This window comes from Candidatus Binataceae bacterium (assembly GCA_036495685.1).
In the GTDB taxonomy this organism is placed as follows: domain Bacteria; phylum Desulfobacterota; class Binatia; order Binatales; family Binataceae; genus JAFAHS01.
Map to the genome: position 1 here is coordinate 12,487 of DASXMJ010000110.1, position 17,559 is coordinate 30,045.

Genomic DNA, 17,559 nt, shown 5'->3' on the forward strand with positions numbered 1-17,559 from the left:
CCCTCCGCCACGCCTGAGGTCAATCTTTTTTCGGGCTTCGCAGTGAGCTCAGGACAATCAGAGTAACCCCAATGGTGATCGCACTGTCGGCGACGTTGAAGATTGGATAATTCCATTCGTAATAGTGGACACGCACAAAATCGACGACTTGACCGCGCAGGCCACGGTCGATCAGATTCCCGCTCGCACCCGCCAGTATCAGGGCGAAGGCCAGGGTGGTCAGCGTCAGTCCGTCGCTACGTGCAATCAGCACGATCAACACCACTATCGCCACCAGCGCCAGTCCCGCCAAAAAGGCGCCCCGGAACCACCCGGGCAGATTCGTGAACATACTGAACGCGGCGCCCGAATTGCGCGTGTAGGTGATGTCGACCCAGTGCGGGATGACCGCGATGCTCTCGAACAGCTCCATCCGCGAGCTGACGATGAGCTTGGTTACCTGGTCCAAGATCAGCACCGGAAGGGTAACCAATCCGATCACAATCAGCAGCGGATTTCGACGGCGTCGCGGAGGCTCAATCATCAATTGCGCCACCGCCGACTCAGACATTGGCGCCGACCACCAAACGGCAGCGCGCATCTAGCTCCGGATGTCCGCCGTCGTCGAAGTAGCACCAGCACCGCTGGCATTTGATCCCTGGCGCGCGCGTAGCCTCGATTTGCAGCCCCGCGATTGGCACTCCGTCAAGTTTCAACTGAGAATCGGCGAATTCCCGGCTCACCGCGCCGTCACGGCTTCCGATCTGAACCCCCGAAGTAATGAAAAGCTCTTTTAGCTGCGCGCGATAGCGGTTGAGGACGGCGCGCAGATCCTCGTCTGCCCGCAAGTACACCTCGGCTTCCAAGGGGGCGCCAATTACTTTCTCCCGACGGCGGTTTTCGAGTTCCAGCAGCACTTCATCGCGGATCTTCAGCAACGCGTCCCACCGCGCCGTTATTTCGGCATCGGCCCACTCAGGATGAGCCGGCTGAAGCTCGAGCAAGTGCACGCTCTCCCTCTCACGCGCTGGACAATACTCGTAAACTTCTTCTGCAGTATAGGGAATAAGCGGCGCGAGCATCCGGACCAGCGCATCGAGGAGGTGGAACAACGCAGTTTGCGCGGAGCGCCGCTCACGTGATGCGTGGGCCGAGCAGTACAGGCGGTCGCGGGCGACGTCTATATAGAGCGAGCTTAGGTCCACCACGATAAAATTGAGAAGGGTGTGATAAGCCCCCTGGAAATCAAAGCTTTCGAATGCGCGCTGCACCTGTCCCTTCAAATGTTCGAGTCGCGCCAGGATGAAACGGTCGAACTCGAACATCTCGGCAGGTTTCAGCGCGTCGCGGGTCGGATCGAAGTCGCCGAGGTTGCCAAGCAGATAGCGGCAGGTGTTGCGGATTTTCTTGTATGCGTCGGCGACCGCGTTGAAGATGGTCGGACCCAACGCCATCTCGCTGGTGTAGTCTATTGAGGCGTAGACGAGACGAATGACGTCCGCGCCCACGCGGTCCGCCACATCGGAGGCATCTTCGGAGTTGCCGAGCGACTTGGACATCTTGCGCCCGGCTTCGTCCACGGTAAGACCGTGGTTGATCACGCTGCGGAACGGCGCGGCGTCACGCACTGCGACGGCGCAGGCCAGCGACGATCCGAACCATCCACGCGCCTGCTCGACCGCTTCAAGATAGGCGTCGGCTGGCCATCTCAGTTCGGGACGTTTGGCCAGCACCGCCGCCTGCGAACATCCCGAGTCAAACCACACGTCAAGCACGTCTTCCTGCTTTTCGAATGAGGTGCCGGCGCAGTTGGGACATTTGAATCCGATCGGAACAAAATCGGTGCTGGAGCGCTCGAACCACGCATCGGATCCCTCTTTTTCAAAAATTTGCTCGACGATCTTCATCACCTCGAGGTCGAGCGTGACGCAGCTGCAGCGGTCGCACTTCAGCGCGGGTATCGGCACACCCCAGGCGCGCTGACGCGAGAGATTCCAGTCGGGCCGCGTCTCGGTCATGTTGCGAATCCGCTCGCGCGACCACCCCGGCACCCATTCCGCGCTCTCGATCGCGCTTAGCACCCTGCCGCGAAGCCCTGCGTGATCGATGCGCAGAAACCACTGCTCGGTGGCGCGAAAGATAAGCGGCTGATGACATCGCCAGCAGTGCGGGTACTGGTGCGAAACCTTCCGCGCCGCGACCAAAGCGCCCACTTCGCGCAGCTTTGCAACAATCGAATCGTTGGCCTCAAAGACATTGCGGCCCTGCCACTCGCCCGCGTCTTTGGTGAACCTTCCCTGGTCGTCGACCGGCGTATAGGGCGCCAGGCCGTATTGCGAGCCGATCACGAAGTCCTCGTAACCGTGACCGGGTGCGGTGTGCACGAGGCCGGTACCCGCATCGCCGGTTACGTGCTCGCCGTACATCAGCTTCACGTCGCGCGCCAGGAAGGGATGCCGAAACACGTCGTGGCCATCAAGAGCCTTGAGTGCCGCGCGTCGGAGCGCGATGCGTTTGCCGACTCGCAGGTCGCACTCCTTCTGAAACGCCTCAGCGAGCCGCGCGGCGACGATGTAATAAAACCCGCTCGCTTCGAGTGCGACGTATTCGAAGGTCTCGTTCAGGCAGATTCCGAGGTTGGCGGGCAACGTCCAGGGCGTGGTGGTCCAGATGACCGCAAAGAGACGGCCGCTGCGATGCGCGGCCGCAAGTTCCGCACCTTGCGTGGGCTCGTTGGCCAGCGCCCCCGCATCGGTCAGGTTCGAGTTCAGCGCAAATGCGACATAGATTGACGGCGAAAGGTGGTCTTCGTACTCGACCTCGGCTTCGGCCAGACCGGTGCGATCCTGGAAGCACCACAGCACGGGCCGCTTGCCGCGATAGACATAGCCGCCCTCCACCATCGCGCGCAGCACCGCAATTTCGGTCGCATCGTACTCGGGCGCCATCGTCAGATACGGGTGGTTCCAGTCGGCGATGCATCCAAGCCGGCGAAAATCGCCGCGCTGCAGGGCGAGCCATTTCTCGGCCTCGGCGCGGCATCGCTTGCGCAACTCGAGCTTGCTCATGGTGCGCACCTGCTCGCCAAGCTCGCGCGACACCTTGTACTCGATGGGCATGCCATGGCAGTCCCACCCCGGAACGAAGGGGGTTCGATAACCGAGCATCGAACGCGACCGCACCACGAAGTCCTTAAGGATCTTGTTGAGCGCGGTACCTAGATGCACGCGCCCATTGGCATAAGGGGGACCGTCGTGGAGAACCCAGGTCGGATTGTTCTCGCGCGTCTCGATGAGGCGTGCATAGAGGTCCATTTCGTCCCAGCGCTTGAGGGTTTCGGGCTCCCGCTTGGGTAGATTGGCCTTCATCGGAAAGGCGGTTTTTGGCAAAGCAAGGGTCGATTTGTAGTCGGTTGCAGCCACGGACCAAGAATGCCGACGTTCGCTGGGCGCCGGCCTAGCTCCTCCGAATGTTGGTATGACTCAAGTCTTTCCAGACTAACCTACGCCCGCAATGCGCGCGAGTGGAGGCGCCTTGCACGTGCCTGTTACTCTCCAACCGCGCACGCTGCGGTTTGAATTGGCTGCCACGCCTTCGTATCATCGCTGCTTGCGAGCGTAACGCGATGTCCCTGCGAAAAGTCACTCTCTTCGATAAAGAAGGATCGGCGGTCGAGCCCACTGACGAAGACGGGCAGGCCAAGCCCGCCGTCCTGGGCGTTCGATGGGTCAATCCGCAAACCTTTGAGACCATCCGCGTACGCGGCGGCAAACGGACCGGGCCGAAGAGCGAAGTCCTCGAGCAAATTCCCCCGACCCTGGACCTAAGCCCGTTCGCCATCGACCTCCTCGACAGAGCCCCCCGGAAACCGGGCAAGTGAACGATCCCGGAGCCCTGGCAGGACTGCGCGTTCTCGACCTGAGCACCTATCGGGCTCAGCTCGCTGGACGGCTGCTCGCCGACATGGGAGCCGATGTGATCAAAATCGAAGCGCCGGGTGGGGACCCCGCCCGTACCATTGGCCCGTTTGTAAATGACGAGTCGCATCGCGACCGCAGTCTGTTCTTCTGGTTTTACAATCTCAACAAACGATCCCTGACCCTTGATCTCACGCGACCGCGTGGCGTGGAGTTGTTTCGCCAACTCGCTACCTCCGCGGATATTGTCATCGAGAGCTTCAACCCCGGTCACCTCGCTTCGATGAATCTCGGATGGGATGACCTGGGTCAACTCAACCCCGCCCTGATCCTGCTCTCGGTCGCCCCTTTCGGGCAGACCGGGCCCTATCGGGATTTCGCCGCCGATGACACGGTTCTCACCGCGCTGTCGGGGATGCTTTACGTCAACGGCTTCCCGGGCCACGCTCCGGTGCGCCCGCTTGGACTGCAGGCTTATCACTCGGCGTCGTACTATGGTGCGATCGCCGCCCTGAGCGCGCTGTTCGCGCGGGACAAATCCGGCGCAGGCGCTTGGATTGATCTGTCGATGCAGGAAGCGACCGCGTCTGCCGTCGAACACGTCGCGGGTAGCTACTTTGAAAACCACCTCAGCGAACCCCGTCGCGGCACGCTGCACTGGAGCCGCTTTTTTCGCGTCGGCAAATGCCGCGACGGCTACATCATGCACTGCACGCTGGGCGACTGGACCTCGCTCATCGAATGGGTCAAGTCGGACGGCAAGGCGGCCGACCTAACCGATCCCGAATACGAACAGGTCATGCACCGCTTCCTCAAGGCCGAGCATTTGTTCGACGTACTCGATGAGTGGGTCAAGGACTATGGTCGCGACGAATTGCTCGAGCGCGCACAGCTTTTGCGCCAGCCCTACGCGATAGTTCGACGGCCGGAGGCGTTGTTCGACGATGAACAACTCTCTGCGCGCGGCTTCTTTGCCGAGGTTGAACACCCTGAACTCGGCCGCAGCTTCCGCTATCCGGGCGCGCCGTATCTCTTTAACGCCACCCCCTGGCGCGTCTATCGACGTCCACCCCTAACCGGTGAACACAGCGCCGCTATTTTGCGCGATGAGCTGGGCATCGATTCCGCGGAAATCGCCGTGCTTGCGAGCGAAGGGGTTATCTAGCCGTGGCCGGGCTCCCGCTGGAAGGCATCCGCGTTCTGGATTTCACCTGGGTAGTCGCAGGTCCGGTCGCGACTCGTATTCTGGGGGATCACGGCGCGCAAGTCGTAAAGATCGAACGTAAGATTCCGCCGCCGCTGGGAAATCGCAAGGTCGGCTTGCAGTGCGATCTGCATCGCAACAAGATTTCGCTGGCTCTCAATATGGCCGAGCCACGCGGCGTCGAAATTGCCCGGATGCTCGCTGCCAAGAGCGATTTGGTGATGGACAATTTCTCCGCCCGCGTGATGCGCACCTGGGGAATGGACTACCAAAGCCTGCGGGCGGTGAAACCCGACATCATCTGCATAAGCATGTCGGGTCTCGGCCACACGGGTCCGCGCTCGAGCTATGTCAGTTACGGACCCACTCTCCAGGCGCTCTCCGGCTACACCACCCTGATGGCCGACAACAGCGGTGAGCCCGCGGGCTACGGCTACTCCTACGCCGACATGTGCGGCGGGTATTCGGGTGCTCTCGCGGCTCTCATCGCGCTCTGGAACCGCAAGCGCACCGGGCGCGGCCAATTTGTCGACTTGTCGCAGTTCGAAGCAGTGACTTCAGTCATCGGCACCTCGCTGATGGACATCAGCGTCAACAACCGCGTCCAAGAGCCCTTCGGTTACACCTCGCAGGAAGGCCCATCCGCACCGCATGGCGTGTATAGATGCAGAGCGCGCGAGCAAGACAACGACCGCTGGGTCGCCATCTCGGTGCGCTCGCAACCCGAATGGGAGCGTCTGGTGCGGGCTCTGGGAAATCCCGCCTGGGCAGACGATCCGAAATTCCGCACCTTGTACTTGCGGATGCGCAACCGCGAGGATCTCGATTCGTACCTGACGCGGTGGACGATGGAGCGTAGCGCTGAAGACGTAATGACGATTTTGCAAGCTGCGCAGGTGGCCGCCGGGTTGGTGGCCAACGGAGCCGACCTCTGCCAGCGTGACCCCCAGCTGAAGGCGCGTGGTTTTTGGCCAACCGTCAAATCGGTCAGCGACAAGACCACCCAGGTGACGGGTATCCCGTTCAGAATTTCCAGCGGGTCGGGCGCGATTCGCTGCGCTGGCCCGGAAGTGGGCGAAAACGGCGACTACGTGTTAGGGGAGATTCTCGGTTTTAGCCGCGCCGAACGCGAGGAGCTGCTTAAAGCCGGAGTGGTGTGGCCCTGACATTGGCGTCGCAAGGGAGCCCGCTTTGCTCGTCGGGTTCTCTGGGCCGCAGTTGCTTGGGCGAAGCTCATTCCCGCCTCTGAACCCTGCATCCACCTAAGACAGCGGGAACACTCCGGTGACCGCCAACGGGGAGGCTTGGTTCACCCAGTCGACGCCCGCCATCGCACTCCTTTTTCCGTGTGGCTCACGGTCTGATATTCCACAGAGGACGTTGCTCGCTTGAGGCGTTGACCCAGGTTCATTGTCTGTGAACGCCGCACAAGTAATTGCCCTAAGGCGTTGATTTTAGAAGGTATTTTTCGGGTGACCGCCTATATTGCATTTTCTCGATCATAGGCGTAGCTGATTTATCAGATAAGCACTGATAATGACTTCAGTGCACTCGAGGAGCGGTTGCCACCCGCTCTTCAAGGGGAGGTTCACCGATGGGCAGCATGGCAAAGATGGCTGTATTCGCCGTCTTAGGATCCGGGCTCGTGGTGATAGCATTGGTGATTGCAAGTTATCTGAACCACGCTACCGGCTAATCCGCTACTCGTCCCGGCGCTCCAAAATAGGAGCGCCCACCACATAGCACGCCAAAGCAGTTCGCCGAACTGCGCAGGGTTTTTCTGTACGCCGCGATGGCACTCGCTGAAGCTGGTTGTGCATGGTCGTCACTCGATAGATTGGTTTACTTCACCTTCCACATCCGGCGGACAGAGGCCACGGATCCTTTTGACGTTCTGGGCGACCGATGCGCGCGAAGATAGGCCCGCTACGAGGGTCGCCCTGAACGTCTGAAGCGATTTTGGCGGGGACAGATTGCGGACGGAATTGGGGCCGTGACGCGCGGTGTCCTGCGCGCTCGTGCGTTCGCCGCAAAAATGGTGATCCGAGCAAACAGAGAAACCACCCTCTCTCGGCTCCGCAGCGCGGGCTCTTTAGTGTGAGCGCAATCCGGAACTGGTGCCGCCCGCAATTGACTGAGATTGGGCGCTGGCCTAACCTCTGCGGTTTGCTACACTTAACCAGCATTCGATAATTGCGACCGCATTCTTCTACCTGCTTTCCAAGCATCTGATTTATGTTCGACACGCTCAGCGATCGACTCGAAGGCGTCTTCAAAAAGCTTCGGGGGCAAGGCCGGATCACCGAGCGCAACATCGAAGATGCGCTCCGTGAGGTGCGCCTCGCCCTGCTCGAAGCCGACGTCAACATCAGAGTCGTCCGCGACTTCGTAGACCACGTTAGGAAGAAGGCGCTGGGACAGGAGGTCCTGCGCTCCCTCACCCCCGAACAACACCTCATCAAGTTCGTCGCGGACGAACTGACCCGCGCGATGGGCGGTCAAGCTCGTGAACTCGACCTCAAGGTCAAGCCGCCCGTCAAGATAATGGTGGTTGGACTCCAGGGCTCGGGCAAAACCACTTCTCTGGCCAAGCTCGCACTGTGGCTCAAGGCGAGCCGCAAACGTCACCCGCTCATCGCCTCTACTGACGTTTATCGTCCCGCCGCGATGGAACAATTGCGCGTTCTTGGCAAGCAGATCGACGTGCCGGTGGTCGAGAGCCGCGAAGATCAAGATCCGATCGAGATCGCGACTCGCACGCTCGCGCGCGCCGAGGCCGGAGGACATGACGCGGTCCTGGTCGATACCGCAGGGCGGCTGCAGATCGACGACGAGTTGATGGACGAATTGCAGCGGCTCAAGGCCGCGCTCAATCCCCACCATATTGTCTTCGTCGCGGATGCCATGACGGGCCAGGAAGCCGCCAATGTCGCTGCAGGCTTTCACGACCGACTCAAGGTTTCCGGCGTAATTTTGACCAAGCTCGATTCCGATGCACGCGGCGGGGCGGCGTTGTCGGTCAGCTCGGTGACGGGTGCGCCGATACTCTTTGCCGGAACCGGCGAAAAACTCGATGCATTTGAAGTCTTCTATCCCGACCGCTTGACTTCGCGGGTACTCGGGATGGGCGACGTCTTGACGCTGATCGAAAAAGCCCAAACCAACTACGATCAGGCCAAGGCCAAGGAACTCGAGCGCAAATTCAAGAAAAACGAATTCACCATCACCGATTTTGCCGAGCAGATAAAAGCAATTCGCAAGATGGGATCCCTCGGCGACCTTATCGGAATGATTCCAGGGTTGAAGAAACTCGCGGGGGAGGCGGATTCCGAAGAGGCCCGTACTGAGTTGCGGCGGATACAGGCGATTATTGATTCTATGACACGGCAAGAGCGGGAAAATCATCTCATATTGAACGGTCGTCGCCGCGTCCGAATTGCCGCTGGCAGCGGAACGTCCGTGCAGGATGTCAACCGATTTCTGAAGCAATTTGACCAAACCCGCAAAGTCATGAAGAAAATCACGCGCATGGGTGCCGGTAAGGCGATGATGCGCGGACTTGGCTTTGGGCGCTAGAATAGGGAAGGAGAATCAATGGCACTGGTAATCAGGCTGCGCCGCCACGGTAGCAAGAAAAGGCCGTTTTTCAGAATCGTCGTTGCCGATTCGCGCTCACCTCGCGACGGTCGCTTCGTCGATCAGATCGGCACCTACGATCCCGCGTTTGACCCGCCGCGGGTAACGCTCAAGAAGGACCCCACTGAGCGCTGGCTCAAGGCCGGCGCGAAACCGAGCGAGACGGTGAGGAAGCTCATCAAGCAGGCATCTTAACCGCAACGGTCTCCGCCCGACGCGACCCGCTGCAACGGAGCCAACCATGAAGGAGCTCGTTCAGTTCCTGGCGCAACAACTGGTGAACAACCCGGACGCGGTCGAGGTCAAGGAAACTCAGGGCGACACTGCCTCGGTGCTCGAACTGCGAGTAGCCAAAGAAGACCTAGGCCGTGTGATCGGCAAACAAGGGCGGACCGCGAAATCGATTCGGACCATCCTTAACGCGGTCGCGTCGCGCACCAGCCGTAAGGTGGTTCTCGAAATAATCGAAGAGAAGTAAGTCGGCCGATGCCGCGTATCACTCGGCCGACGCGGGATCCGGCCCCGGGGCGGTTTGCGAATGCTAACCCCTCGGAGCCATCGCGAGACCTGGTGCGCATAGGCCGAATCGCCGGGATTCATGGACTACGTGGCGCGCTCAGCTGCCGCCCGGACAATCCCGAATCCGAGTCATTCTCCACTCTCAAAACGATCACGATCCAGACTGGCGGCCAATCCCGCGAATACCAACTCCTCACAGCCGCTCCTGCTGGCCGCGGCAGGCTGAAAATTGAACTGGCCGGTATTGCAGATGCGAACGCGGCCGAGGCGCTCAAGGGCGGCATCGTGATGGTTTCGCGCGCCAGCCTGCCCCCTACCAAGCCGCACGAGTTCTACTATTTTCAGGCGATCGGGTGCGAAGTGTTCCTGACCGACCATACCCGGCTGGGAACTATTACCGAGGTCTTCTCCAACGGTGCTAATGACGTGATGGTGGTGCGGGGGGAGGGGCGCGAAATTCTCGTCCCCGTTATCGAGGATATCGTCAAATCGATAGAGCTCGACTCGCGCCGCGTGGTGATCGAGTCGGTGCCTGGGCTGATGGAGGACTGATTTCCCTGATCGCTACTTGCAGATCACGGTCGATTGACAGTTCAGCTTGTTACTGAAGTGACTGCCGAGATATTCGAGGCCCTGGTTCGGACAGAAGGTGAACGACCCCGGATGGTACCATCCGCCTTTGATGGTCGCGTCGTCGTCCGCCTCTCTTTTGCCAGGCGCGTCAACCACCCAGCCCTCTCTTTCCTTCACCATGAACAGCGTGAGCTTGCTCCCCTCACCCTTGGGTATGTCGTTGGATGACGGCGTGAACATGTTCGCTTGCACGACCGCTTTCCGATCATCGGCGCGCATCACTCTGACGTTGCCATCATAGGCCACCGTGACCTTGGGGCCGGTCTGGGGGGGGCGCAGCTCTTCGGCAGTGAGCTTCTTGGCGTACTTCTTCTCCACCAGCGGCTTCAGAGCCTCGACATCGCCGTCCGCGATCGCCTTGAATGCCTTCTGTGCTGCCGCGATCAGAGCGGGATCGGCGGCGGCTTCTTGCCCGCGCAGTGACGAGGCCGAGACCGCGATTGCGATCGCGATCATGGCGGTGGTTCCGAGTGTCAGAAGCCTGCTCGACGGGGTCATCGTTATCCTCCGAGTTGAGCAGCTAACTATCATTCGAAAAAGCACGGCTGCAAGAGCCCTGCCTCTGCGCGGTATGTCTGGTTCTTCTCGGCGCACCTTTATAAATTGTAAAGCAGAGCTCGCTCCGGCCCTGGTCCAATGGAATTTCACGTAATCACGCTGTTCCCGGAGATGTTCGAATCACCGTTTCGCGGTGGAATGATTGGCCGCGCGGTCGAGCAGGGATTAATTCAGCTAAGGGTCCATCCTTTGCGCCCATTCGGTCTCGGTAGTTACCGGCAAGTGGATGACGCACCGTATGGCGGCGGCAGCGGAATGGTCATGCGGCCGGAACCACTTGCGGCTGCTATTGACGATGTAACCAACCAGCATCCCGGTCTCTGGAAAGTCCTGATGACTCCGCAAGGGGAGGTCTTTCGCCACGAGTTGGCGCGCGAGCTGGTGGCCAAGCCCCGAGGCTTGCTGCTGCTCGCCGGGCGCTATGAAGGTATCGATGAACGCGTGCGATCGCTGGTCGATCAGGAGATTTCGATCGGCGACTACGTGTTGAGTGGGGGCGAGCTCCCCGCGATGGTGGTAATTGAAGCGGTGGGCAGGCTAATTCCGGGAGTACTTGGCAACTCGGACTCGCTCACAGAAGAGTCGTTCGCAGCGGGCACGCTCGAGTATCCCCAATACACGCGTCCCGAGGAGTTTCGCGGCATGCGGGTACCCGAAGTACTACTCAGCGGCGACCATGGCAAGGTACGCGAGTGGCGCCGGGCCGAGGCCGAAAAGCGCACGGCTCGGCGACGCCCCGATTTGTCGCGCAAATCCCCACGTGGCTGATCTCTTTCTTGCACTCGTTCACCATCCGGTGGTCGATCGGAACGGCCGCATTGTCACCTCGGCAATCACCAGCCTCGACATTCATGACCTGGCCCGCTCGGCATGCACTTTCGGGGTACGCGCATTCTTCATCGTGCACCCGGTGGCCGAGCAGCGCCAGTTTGCCGCGACCGTGATTGACCATTGGAAATTCGACTTCGGGCGCGCCTTCGACGGGCGCCGGCGTGAGGCCCTTGAGCTGGTACGCATCGTACCCGATCTCGACGATGCTCTCACAGCTGTCGAGCATCTCGCCGGCGCACGTCCGCTGGTCGTGCATACTTCGGCGCGCACGCAGATGGGGGTAAGCTTCGCGCAGCTCCGCGAGCGGATGCGGGAGCCCGATTCACGGCCTTTACTCATCCTGCTCGGAACCGGCTTCGGATTGGCGCCCGAGGTGGCACAGCGCTCGGATTTACAGGCCCAAGCGATTCGCGGGGTAGGTGACTATAACCATCTATCGGTGCGAGCCGCGGGTGCGATAATTCTGGAACGCCTGCGCGGAGATTAGGTGGGGGGCCGCGATGAGATGCCAACGGTGCCTGCGTTGTTCCAGTTGGGTGATGGTTGCTGCGATGCTGTTGTTGGCTACCTTCGGCTGTGCGCTCAAGGAGCCGCTTGGACCTCCCGTACAGCCTTCGCCTTCGCTCACGGTCCCCAATCCGGTCGGCGCCGTGGTTGCCAACTGCCGCGAACTGGTGTGCACGCAGGCCGACCTTCCCTCCTGCGATTTCGAACAGGTCATCCAGGGCGCGGACATCAAGCCGATCGTCGATCGCGTGCATTGTGCACGCTCCGAATATGGCACGGATTGCGAGGAAAGACGCGCCCCGGGTGGCGATCCGCCTCCGACCAATCAAGGTCAGGTATTGAAGTTCCGCTGCGCAGGAGATCCGGTCGAATGCTGGACAACCGGGGGTAACGCGACCTGGGAAACGACTCTGGATCCGGCACGCGAAGGCGGTCGGCCGCTTCGCTATCCATGTCGGCGGCAGCGGCCTGCCCCTGAGCCCCCTCGGCAGCCCGTACCCGGCCCCGATACGGTGTGATTGGTAAAGCTTAAGGTCCCGGTGCTCGCTTGTGTCGGCCGGCGCCTTTGGGTAGCTTCTTGCACTCGACCCCTGCGCGAGCGCTTTTCCACCGCGCCTTTATGCGGAAGCGGAAAAGGAGCCGACCGAGTCAACGGGTCCGAATATTTTCATGAATAGTGTCATTAAGAAGCTCGAAGACCGCGTTTTGCGTTCCGATCTCCCTGCATTTCGCGTCGGCGATACCGTGCGCCTCCAGGTTAAGGTTCGTGAGGGCGAAAAGGAGCGCATTCAGTCGTTCGAAGGGGTTGTCATCCGAATCAACCGGGGCGGCAATCGCGCCACGTTTACGGTGCGCAAGGTTTCCTACGGGGTTGGAGTCGAGAGAATCTTCCCAGTACACTCGCAGCGTCTGGAGAAGATCCAGGTACTGAGCCACGGCCGCGTTCGTCGCGCCCGCCTCTACTATCTGCGCAAGCGTCAAGGCAAAGCAGCGCGTCTCGACACCATCACCCACGAGTAGGGTCGACTCAATTCTGCCCGGCCCGTGCAGGACTGGCTCGCCCGTACGGTCGGTCAATCGCAAGCACGGATAAGATTGGGTGGATCGTCTACTTGGCCCGGTTCGTCATCTGAACATGGCCATAGAAGTGGGCACCCTCGTTGATCGCGAACTTCTCGGCCTCGATATTGCCGTGAACGCGTGCACGCGGCCCCAGCACAACGAGTTTTGATTCGACCACGTCACCCCGCAACTCCCCCATGATGAGCAGGCGTGGCGCGCGCACCTTGCCTTCTATAGTGCCCTCTTCGCTGATCACGACCAGCGCTGCCGAGGAAACCTCGCCCCGAAATCTTCCCTCAATTCTGACCGGCTCGTGGAAAATCAGCCGACCGGAAACGTTGATGTTCCGCCCCACCGCGACCCGGGTGCGCTCCTCCACCCATGAACTGGCAGGCGCTTCGGGACTGCCGGGCGCGCCTTGCGGGACGCCGTGAGTCCCTAGATGGCCGGTACGATCCATCACAAAACCAACTTAAAGCTATTGCGCAGGGAACACATGACAGGCAACCCAGTGCGAGCCGTGTCCCGTCTCGAGCGCTGGTTCTTTTACTCTACAACGATCTTCGGCGTAGGGACACCGCGGATTAAAGGCACACCCGGGGGGCGGATCGACCGGACTGGGCATCTCGCCCGGCAGCTTGATGCGCTCCGGTTTGGAGGCCGGATCGATTGTCGGAATCGCTGACAGCAGAGCCCTAGTGTAAGGATGGCGCGGGTTTGTGTAGATCTGCTCGCGTGAAGCAAGCTCAACAATCTTGCCCAGGTACATTATCGCGACCCGGCGGCTGATGTGCTCGACCACGCGCAAGTCGTGAGCGATAAAGAGGTAGGTCAGGTGGAGTCGCTCCTGGAGATCCTGCAGCAGGTTGATGATCTGTGCCTGGATCGACACGTCGAGCGCCGACACTGGCTCATCCAGCACCAGGAATCGCGGACTTACCGCGAGCGCCCGTGCGATGCCGATACGCTGGCGCTGACCTCCCGAAAATTCGTGCGGATACCGATTCATCGCGTCGGCTCCCATACCTACCATTTCCAGGAGCTGAACGATTCGTTCTTCCTTCTCGCGCCCACGCGCAAGATTGTGAATCTCAATTCCTTCGCCGACTATCGCCCGCACTTTCATGCGCGGATTCAACGATGCATATGGATCTTGAAATACCAGTTGCATGTCTCGTCGCAACGCTCGCAGTTCGCTGCGCGAGAGCGTCGAAAGATCTCGCCCGTCAAACCAGACCGTCCCCCGCGTCGGATCCATCAAACGCAGGATGAGCCGCCCGAGGGTCGATTTGCCGGAGCCGGATTCCCCGACGAGCCCGAGCGTCTCACCTCGATAAATCTCGAGATTGACACCTGAGACCGCCTTGACCGTCAGCCGGGCGCGCGACAACAGGCCATCGCTGCGCGCCCGGAACTCCTTCCAAATACCGTCAACTCGGACCAGCGGCTCGCCACCTTCGGCCGGACCGGGCGCGTGGGCGCCTGAGTTTTCAGACCCGAATACAAGCGACATAGTGACTGGGGGCTTTCTCCTGAAGGGGAGGATCGGCGGCGGAACATTGGGCGACTGCGATCGGGCAGCGCGGGTGGAATCTGCATCCTGCGGGCGGCTTCAAGGCGCTGGGGATTATGCCGGGAATCGCCTGCAGTCGTCGCCGCGGCTTGCCGTCGATGCCCGGAATCGAGCCAAGCAAGCCTTTGGTGTAGGGGTTCAGGGGATTGCGGAACAGCTCTGACGCGCTGGTCTGCTCCATGACGCGCGCCGCGTACAGGATGGTCACGTCGTCGGCATATTCGCTGACGATTCCGAGATCGTGGGTGACCAGGATCACCGCGAGCCTAAGCCGCTCCTGCAGCTCGCGGATGAGGTCCAGAATCTGAGCCTGGATCGTGACATCGAGCGCCGTCGTGGGTTCGTCCGCAATGAGTAGCCGCGGGTTGCACGACAGCGCCATCGCAATCATGACCCGCTGGCGCATCCCCCCGGAAAGCTGATGCGGGTAGTCGTTGATGCGTCGTTCGGGATCCGCGATTCCCACCAGACGCAGCGCTTCGATCACGCGGTCACGTGTCTCGCGCCGCTTGGTGCGCTGATGAAGTCGCACGGCCTCGCCGACCTGGCTGCCGATCGTGAAAACCGGATTGAGAGAGGTCATCGGCTCCTGGAAGATCATCGCGATCCGTGCACCGCGAATCGCACGCATTTCGGGTTCGGGCAGGGTCAGGAGATCCTTGCCCTCAAACAGGATCTCCCCGTCGGTGATTCGAGCCGCTTCGGGCAGCAGCCGCATGATCGAGAGCACGGTCGCGGTCTTGCCGGAGCCTGACTCCCCCACCAGTCCCATCAGCTTCCCGGCTTCGACCGAAAAGCTCACGTGATCCACCGCGCGAACTTCACCTGCATCGGTGAGAAACGAGGTGCAAAGTGATTTGACTTCGAGCAGGGGCGTCACGTCACCTCAAGGCTAGCATCGCAAAGATGGCGCGAACCAGATGGTTGGAGGAACGCGCTGTCGTCCTTTAGCGCGCATTTGCGGGATCCAGACGATCGCGCAAATGATCGCCCAGGAAATTAAACGACATCACCGCCAGAAAAATGAAGACCCCGGGGATCAGAATCCACGGATAGTGCCGCAGGTTCTGCACGTCTTCGGCCGCTGCCAGCAGGTTTCCCCACGACGACGCCGGCTCCTGGATTCCGAGGCCCAGCAGCGACAGGGCGCTCTCCCCGAGTATGAACCCCGGTATCGAGAGCGTGGCCGCCACGATTGCATAGCCCATCACCGAAGGAATCACGTGGCTACGGATGATGCGCCAACGTGAACCCCCCAGTGCGCGCGCTGCTTCAACGTAGGGCAATCCGCGAACCGAGGCCGCCATTCCCCGGATGATGCGCGCAAACCCCGCCCAGCTGATGAAACTCATGATTGCGACGATCAAGAAAAATGTTACCACGGTGCTGAGCCCGGCCGGGATTATCGCCGCCAGCGCGAGCAGAAAATAGAATGACGGCAAAGACATCTCGATTTCCGACCAGCGCATGATCAGGTTGTCGACCAGCCCGCCCACGTAACCCGACAACGCGCCGATGGTGATTCCCAGTGAAAAGCTGATCAACACCCCAATCAGCCCGACGAACATGCTCACCCGCGCTCCGTAGACGATCCGCGAGAAAAGGTCGCGCCCGATACCGTCGCTACCCATGAGAAAGAAAGGTTCTTTGGGGGAATCGGTGGTGAACAAGTGGCCCGCGTGAAACAGGCGGATAAATATCCGGCGCGATTTCTGGGGCGCGTAGCGGCGCTCCACGCGATCAACCATGATCAACGGAAAGGTATACAAAAAGCCCTGCGACCAGTCGGCCGGGGCCGCGATATGAACCCGCATCGGCGGAGAATCCGGCATCGCGCGGTTCTGGAACGTGGGGTCATAGGGCGCGAAGAACGACGAGAGCAGGGCGAACAGATAAAAGATCATCAGGCACAAGGCCGAGAAGCGCACGGTCCACGACGAATACCGCCACTCTCGCCGCCACGCTAAGGCAAGCTCGATGGATTGCGTCGGGGTCGCGAGCGGTGCGTTCATTGCGCCGTCATCGAGGAAAAATCTACCCGCGGGTCGACGACCACCAACGCGATGTCCGCGAGCAGGTTGCCGGCCAGCAGCAGCACTGTCCCCATCAGCACGGAGCCCATCACCAGGTAGATGTCGAGCGAGCGAACGGCGTCGAGTAGTAGCAGCCCGAGACCTTGCAGGTTCATGACCGCTTCGACCAGAGCCGCGCCGCCGAGCAGGTCGCCGAGCGAGTAGCCGGCCATGGTCACGAACGGGTTAAGCGCATTGCGCAGCACATGCTTGTAAATCACCATGCGCTCGGGGAGTCCTTTGGCGCGCGCGGTACGAACGAACTCCGAGTTCTTGATTTCCAGAATCTGGGATCGCATCAGGCGCATGAGGCTCGCCATGCCGGCCACGCCCAGGACGAACACGGGCAGGATCAGGTGATTGATGCGATCCGCGATCCGATTCCAGAAATCGAGGGTCGCGTAGTCAACCGAGTACGTACCGCCAATCGGAAACCATCCGGTCTGTAGCGCAAAATACATCATCAGGAAGGCGAGAAAAAAGTTCGGCAGCGACATGCCGAAGAACGCGAGGAACGACAGGATGCGATCCCAAATTGAGTTCTGGTTCACCGCCACCACGATGCCAATCGGGATCGCGAGCACCCACGAGAACAACATCGAGCTGGCCGAGAGGATGATGGTGTTGAGTGCGCGCATCGCGATCAGCGAGGTGACGTCGACGTGGTAGGCGAGGGAGACGCCCAGGTCGAGGTGCAGCACCGCCCAGAGCCACTTGAGGTAGCGCACCAGCAAGGGCCGATCGAGGCCGAACTGCGCCTCCATCTGCTTGATCACCAGGGGCGAGATCTGCGGATTCATCTTCAAGCTGGAGAAAAAATCGCCAGGCACCAGCGACATCACGAGAAATGACAGGAAGGTGATCCCAATCAGCAACGGGACCATGTTGATCAGTCTGCGTATCAGAAACCGTCCCATCGGCGCGCTACCAATCCCGCTTAGGATCACAACTCATTGCGATTTGAACTGAATCCATTCGGGCTTGTAGGTACCCCATACGGTCGGCTGATAGTTCTCCAGGGTGTTGACCCAGGCGTGGTAGCGGATTTGTCGCACGGTTTCGACGATG

At 60.5% G+C, this 17,559-nt stretch carries 19 protein-coding genes; 11 read left to right on the forward strand and 8 right to left on the reverse strand.

Features of this window, described 5'->3' with window-relative positions:
- Positions 1-19 precede the first annotated feature (19 nt).
- Together lspA and ileS are read right to left on the reverse strand one after the other, a co-directional pair.
- On the reverse strand, positions 20-550 hold the full coding sequence (lspA, locus tag VGI36_11130) for a signal peptidase II (protein ID HEY2485696.1): 531 nt from the start codon (positions 548-550) through the stop codon (positions 20-22).
- The gene (gene ileS / locus VGI36_11135; protein ID HEY2485697.1) at positions 543-3,401 is read right to left on the reverse strand and encodes an isoleucine--tRNA ligase; all 2,859 of its coding nucleotides are present in this window, start codon (positions 3,399-3,401) and stop codon (positions 543-545) included. The genes lspA and ileS overlap by 8 nt, the downstream gene beginning before the upstream one ends.
- Before the next feature lie 203 nt (positions 3,402-3,604).
- Here ileS and VGI36_11140 point away from each other — a divergent pair, with 203 nt between their 5' ends.
- From VGI36_11140 to rimM, 7 genes are all read left to right on the forward strand, one after another.
- Positions 3,605-3,859, forward strand: coding sequence for a hypothetical protein (locus tag VGI36_11140; protein ID HEY2485698.1), 255 nt, complete (start codon positions 3,605-3,607; stop codon positions 3,857-3,859).
- Positions 3,856-5,061, forward strand: coding sequence for a CoA transferase (locus tag VGI36_11145; protein HEY2485699.1), 1,206 nt, complete (start codon positions 3,856-3,858; stop codon positions 5,059-5,061). The genes VGI36_11140 and VGI36_11145 overlap by 4 nt, the downstream gene beginning before the upstream one ends.
- A gap of 2 nt (positions 5,062-5,063) precedes the next feature.
- The gene (locus VGI36_11150; protein ID HEY2485700.1) at positions 5,064-6,266 is read left to right on the forward strand and encodes a CoA transferase; all 1,203 of its coding nucleotides are present in this window, start codon (positions 5,064-5,066) and stop codon (positions 6,264-6,266) included.
- A gap of 1,069 nt (positions 6,267-7,335) precedes the next feature.
- Positions 7,336-8,676, forward strand: coding sequence for a signal recognition particle protein (gene ffh, locus VGI36_11155; protein HEY2485701.1), 1,341 nt, complete (start codon positions 7,336-7,338; stop codon positions 8,674-8,676).
- Between the two features lie 18 nt (positions 8,677-8,694).
- On the forward strand, positions 8,695-8,931 hold the full coding sequence (gene rpsP, locus VGI36_11160) for a 30S ribosomal protein S16 (protein ID HEY2485702.1): 237 nt from the start codon (positions 8,695-8,697) through the stop codon (positions 8,929-8,931).
- A 46-nt stretch (positions 8,932-8,977) separates the two neighbouring features.
- Positions 8,978-9,214, forward strand: coding sequence for a KH domain-containing protein (locus VGI36_11165; GenBank protein HEY2485703.1), 237 nt, complete (start codon positions 8,978-8,980; stop codon positions 9,212-9,214).
- A gap of 8 nt (positions 9,215-9,222) precedes the next feature.
- On the forward strand, positions 9,223-9,807 hold the full coding sequence (gene rimM / locus VGI36_11170) for a ribosome maturation factor RimM (protein ID HEY2485704.1): 585 nt from the start codon (positions 9,223-9,225) through the stop codon (positions 9,805-9,807).
- A gap of 12 nt (positions 9,808-9,819) precedes the next feature.
- On the opposite strand, the gene VGI36_11175 is transcribed toward rimM, so the two are convergent.
- Positions 9,820-10,386, reverse strand: coding sequence for a hypothetical protein (locus tag VGI36_11175; protein ID HEY2485705.1), 567 nt, complete (start codon positions 10,384-10,386; stop codon positions 9,820-9,822).
- Positions 10,387-10,524: 138 nt separating this feature from the next.
- Here VGI36_11175 and trmD point away from each other — a divergent pair, with 138 nt between their 5' ends.
- The 4 genes from trmD to rplS all read left to right on the forward strand — a co-directional run bounded on the left by trmD (position 10,525) and on the right by rplS (position 12,804).
- The gene (trmD, locus tag VGI36_11180; GenBank protein ID HEY2485706.1) at positions 10,525-11,214 is read left to right on the forward strand and encodes a tRNA (guanosine(37)-N1)-methyltransferase TrmD; all 690 of its coding nucleotides are present in this window, start codon (positions 10,525-10,527) and stop codon (positions 11,212-11,214) included.
- Positions 11,207-11,764, forward strand: coding sequence for an RNA methyltransferase (locus VGI36_11185; protein HEY2485707.1), 558 nt, complete (start codon positions 11,207-11,209; stop codon positions 11,762-11,764). Before trmD ends, VGI36_11185 begins: the two co-directional genes overlap by 8 nt.
- Before the next feature lie 64 nt (positions 11,765-11,828).
- Positions 11,829-12,302 (forward strand): hypothetical protein, encoded by a 474-nt coding sequence (locus tag VGI36_11190; protein ID HEY2485708.1) that lies wholly within the window; start codon positions 11,829-11,831, stop codon positions 12,300-12,302.
- Between the two features lie 151 nt (positions 12,303-12,453).
- Positions 12,454-12,804, forward strand: a complete 351-nt coding sequence (rplS, locus tag VGI36_11195; protein ID HEY2485709.1) for a 50S ribosomal protein L19 — start codon at positions 12,454-12,456, stop codon at positions 12,802-12,804.
- A gap of 88 nt (positions 12,805-12,892) precedes the next feature.
- On the opposite strand, the gene VGI36_11200 is transcribed toward rplS, so the two are convergent.
- The 5 genes from VGI36_11200 to VGI36_11220 all read right to left on the reverse strand — a co-directional run bounded on the left by VGI36_11200 (position 12,893) and on the right by VGI36_11220 (position 17,408).
- On the reverse strand, positions 12,893-13,306 hold the full coding sequence (locus VGI36_11200) for a polymer-forming cytoskeletal protein (GenBank protein ID HEY2485710.1): 414 nt from the start codon (positions 13,304-13,306) through the stop codon (positions 12,893-12,895).
- An 18-nt stretch (positions 13,307-13,324) separates the two neighbouring features.
- Positions 13,325-14,359, reverse strand: coding sequence for an oligopeptide/dipeptide ABC transporter ATP-binding protein (locus VGI36_11205; protein ID HEY2485711.1), 1,035 nt, complete (start codon positions 14,357-14,359; stop codon positions 13,325-13,327).
- Positions 14,337-15,299, reverse strand: coding sequence for an ABC transporter ATP-binding protein (locus tag VGI36_11210; GenBank protein HEY2485712.1), 963 nt, complete (start codon positions 15,297-15,299; stop codon positions 14,337-14,339). The genes VGI36_11205 and VGI36_11210 overlap by 23 nt, the downstream gene beginning before the upstream one ends.
- A 67-nt stretch (positions 15,300-15,366) precedes the next feature.
- Positions 15,367-16,431 carry an ABC transporter permease gene (locus VGI36_11215; GenBank protein ID HEY2485713.1) on the reverse strand — a complete coding sequence of 355 codons (1,065 nt, stop codon included), beginning with the start codon at positions 16,429-16,431 and terminating at the stop codon, positions 15,367-15,369.
- Positions 16,428-17,408 carry an ABC transporter permease gene (locus tag VGI36_11220; GenBank protein ID HEY2485714.1) on the reverse strand — a complete coding sequence of 327 codons (981 nt, stop codon included), beginning with the start codon at positions 17,406-17,408 and terminating at the stop codon, positions 16,428-16,430. The genes VGI36_11215 and VGI36_11220 overlap by 4 nt, the downstream gene beginning before the upstream one ends.
- Between the last annotated feature and the right edge of the window lie 151 nt (positions 17,409-17,559).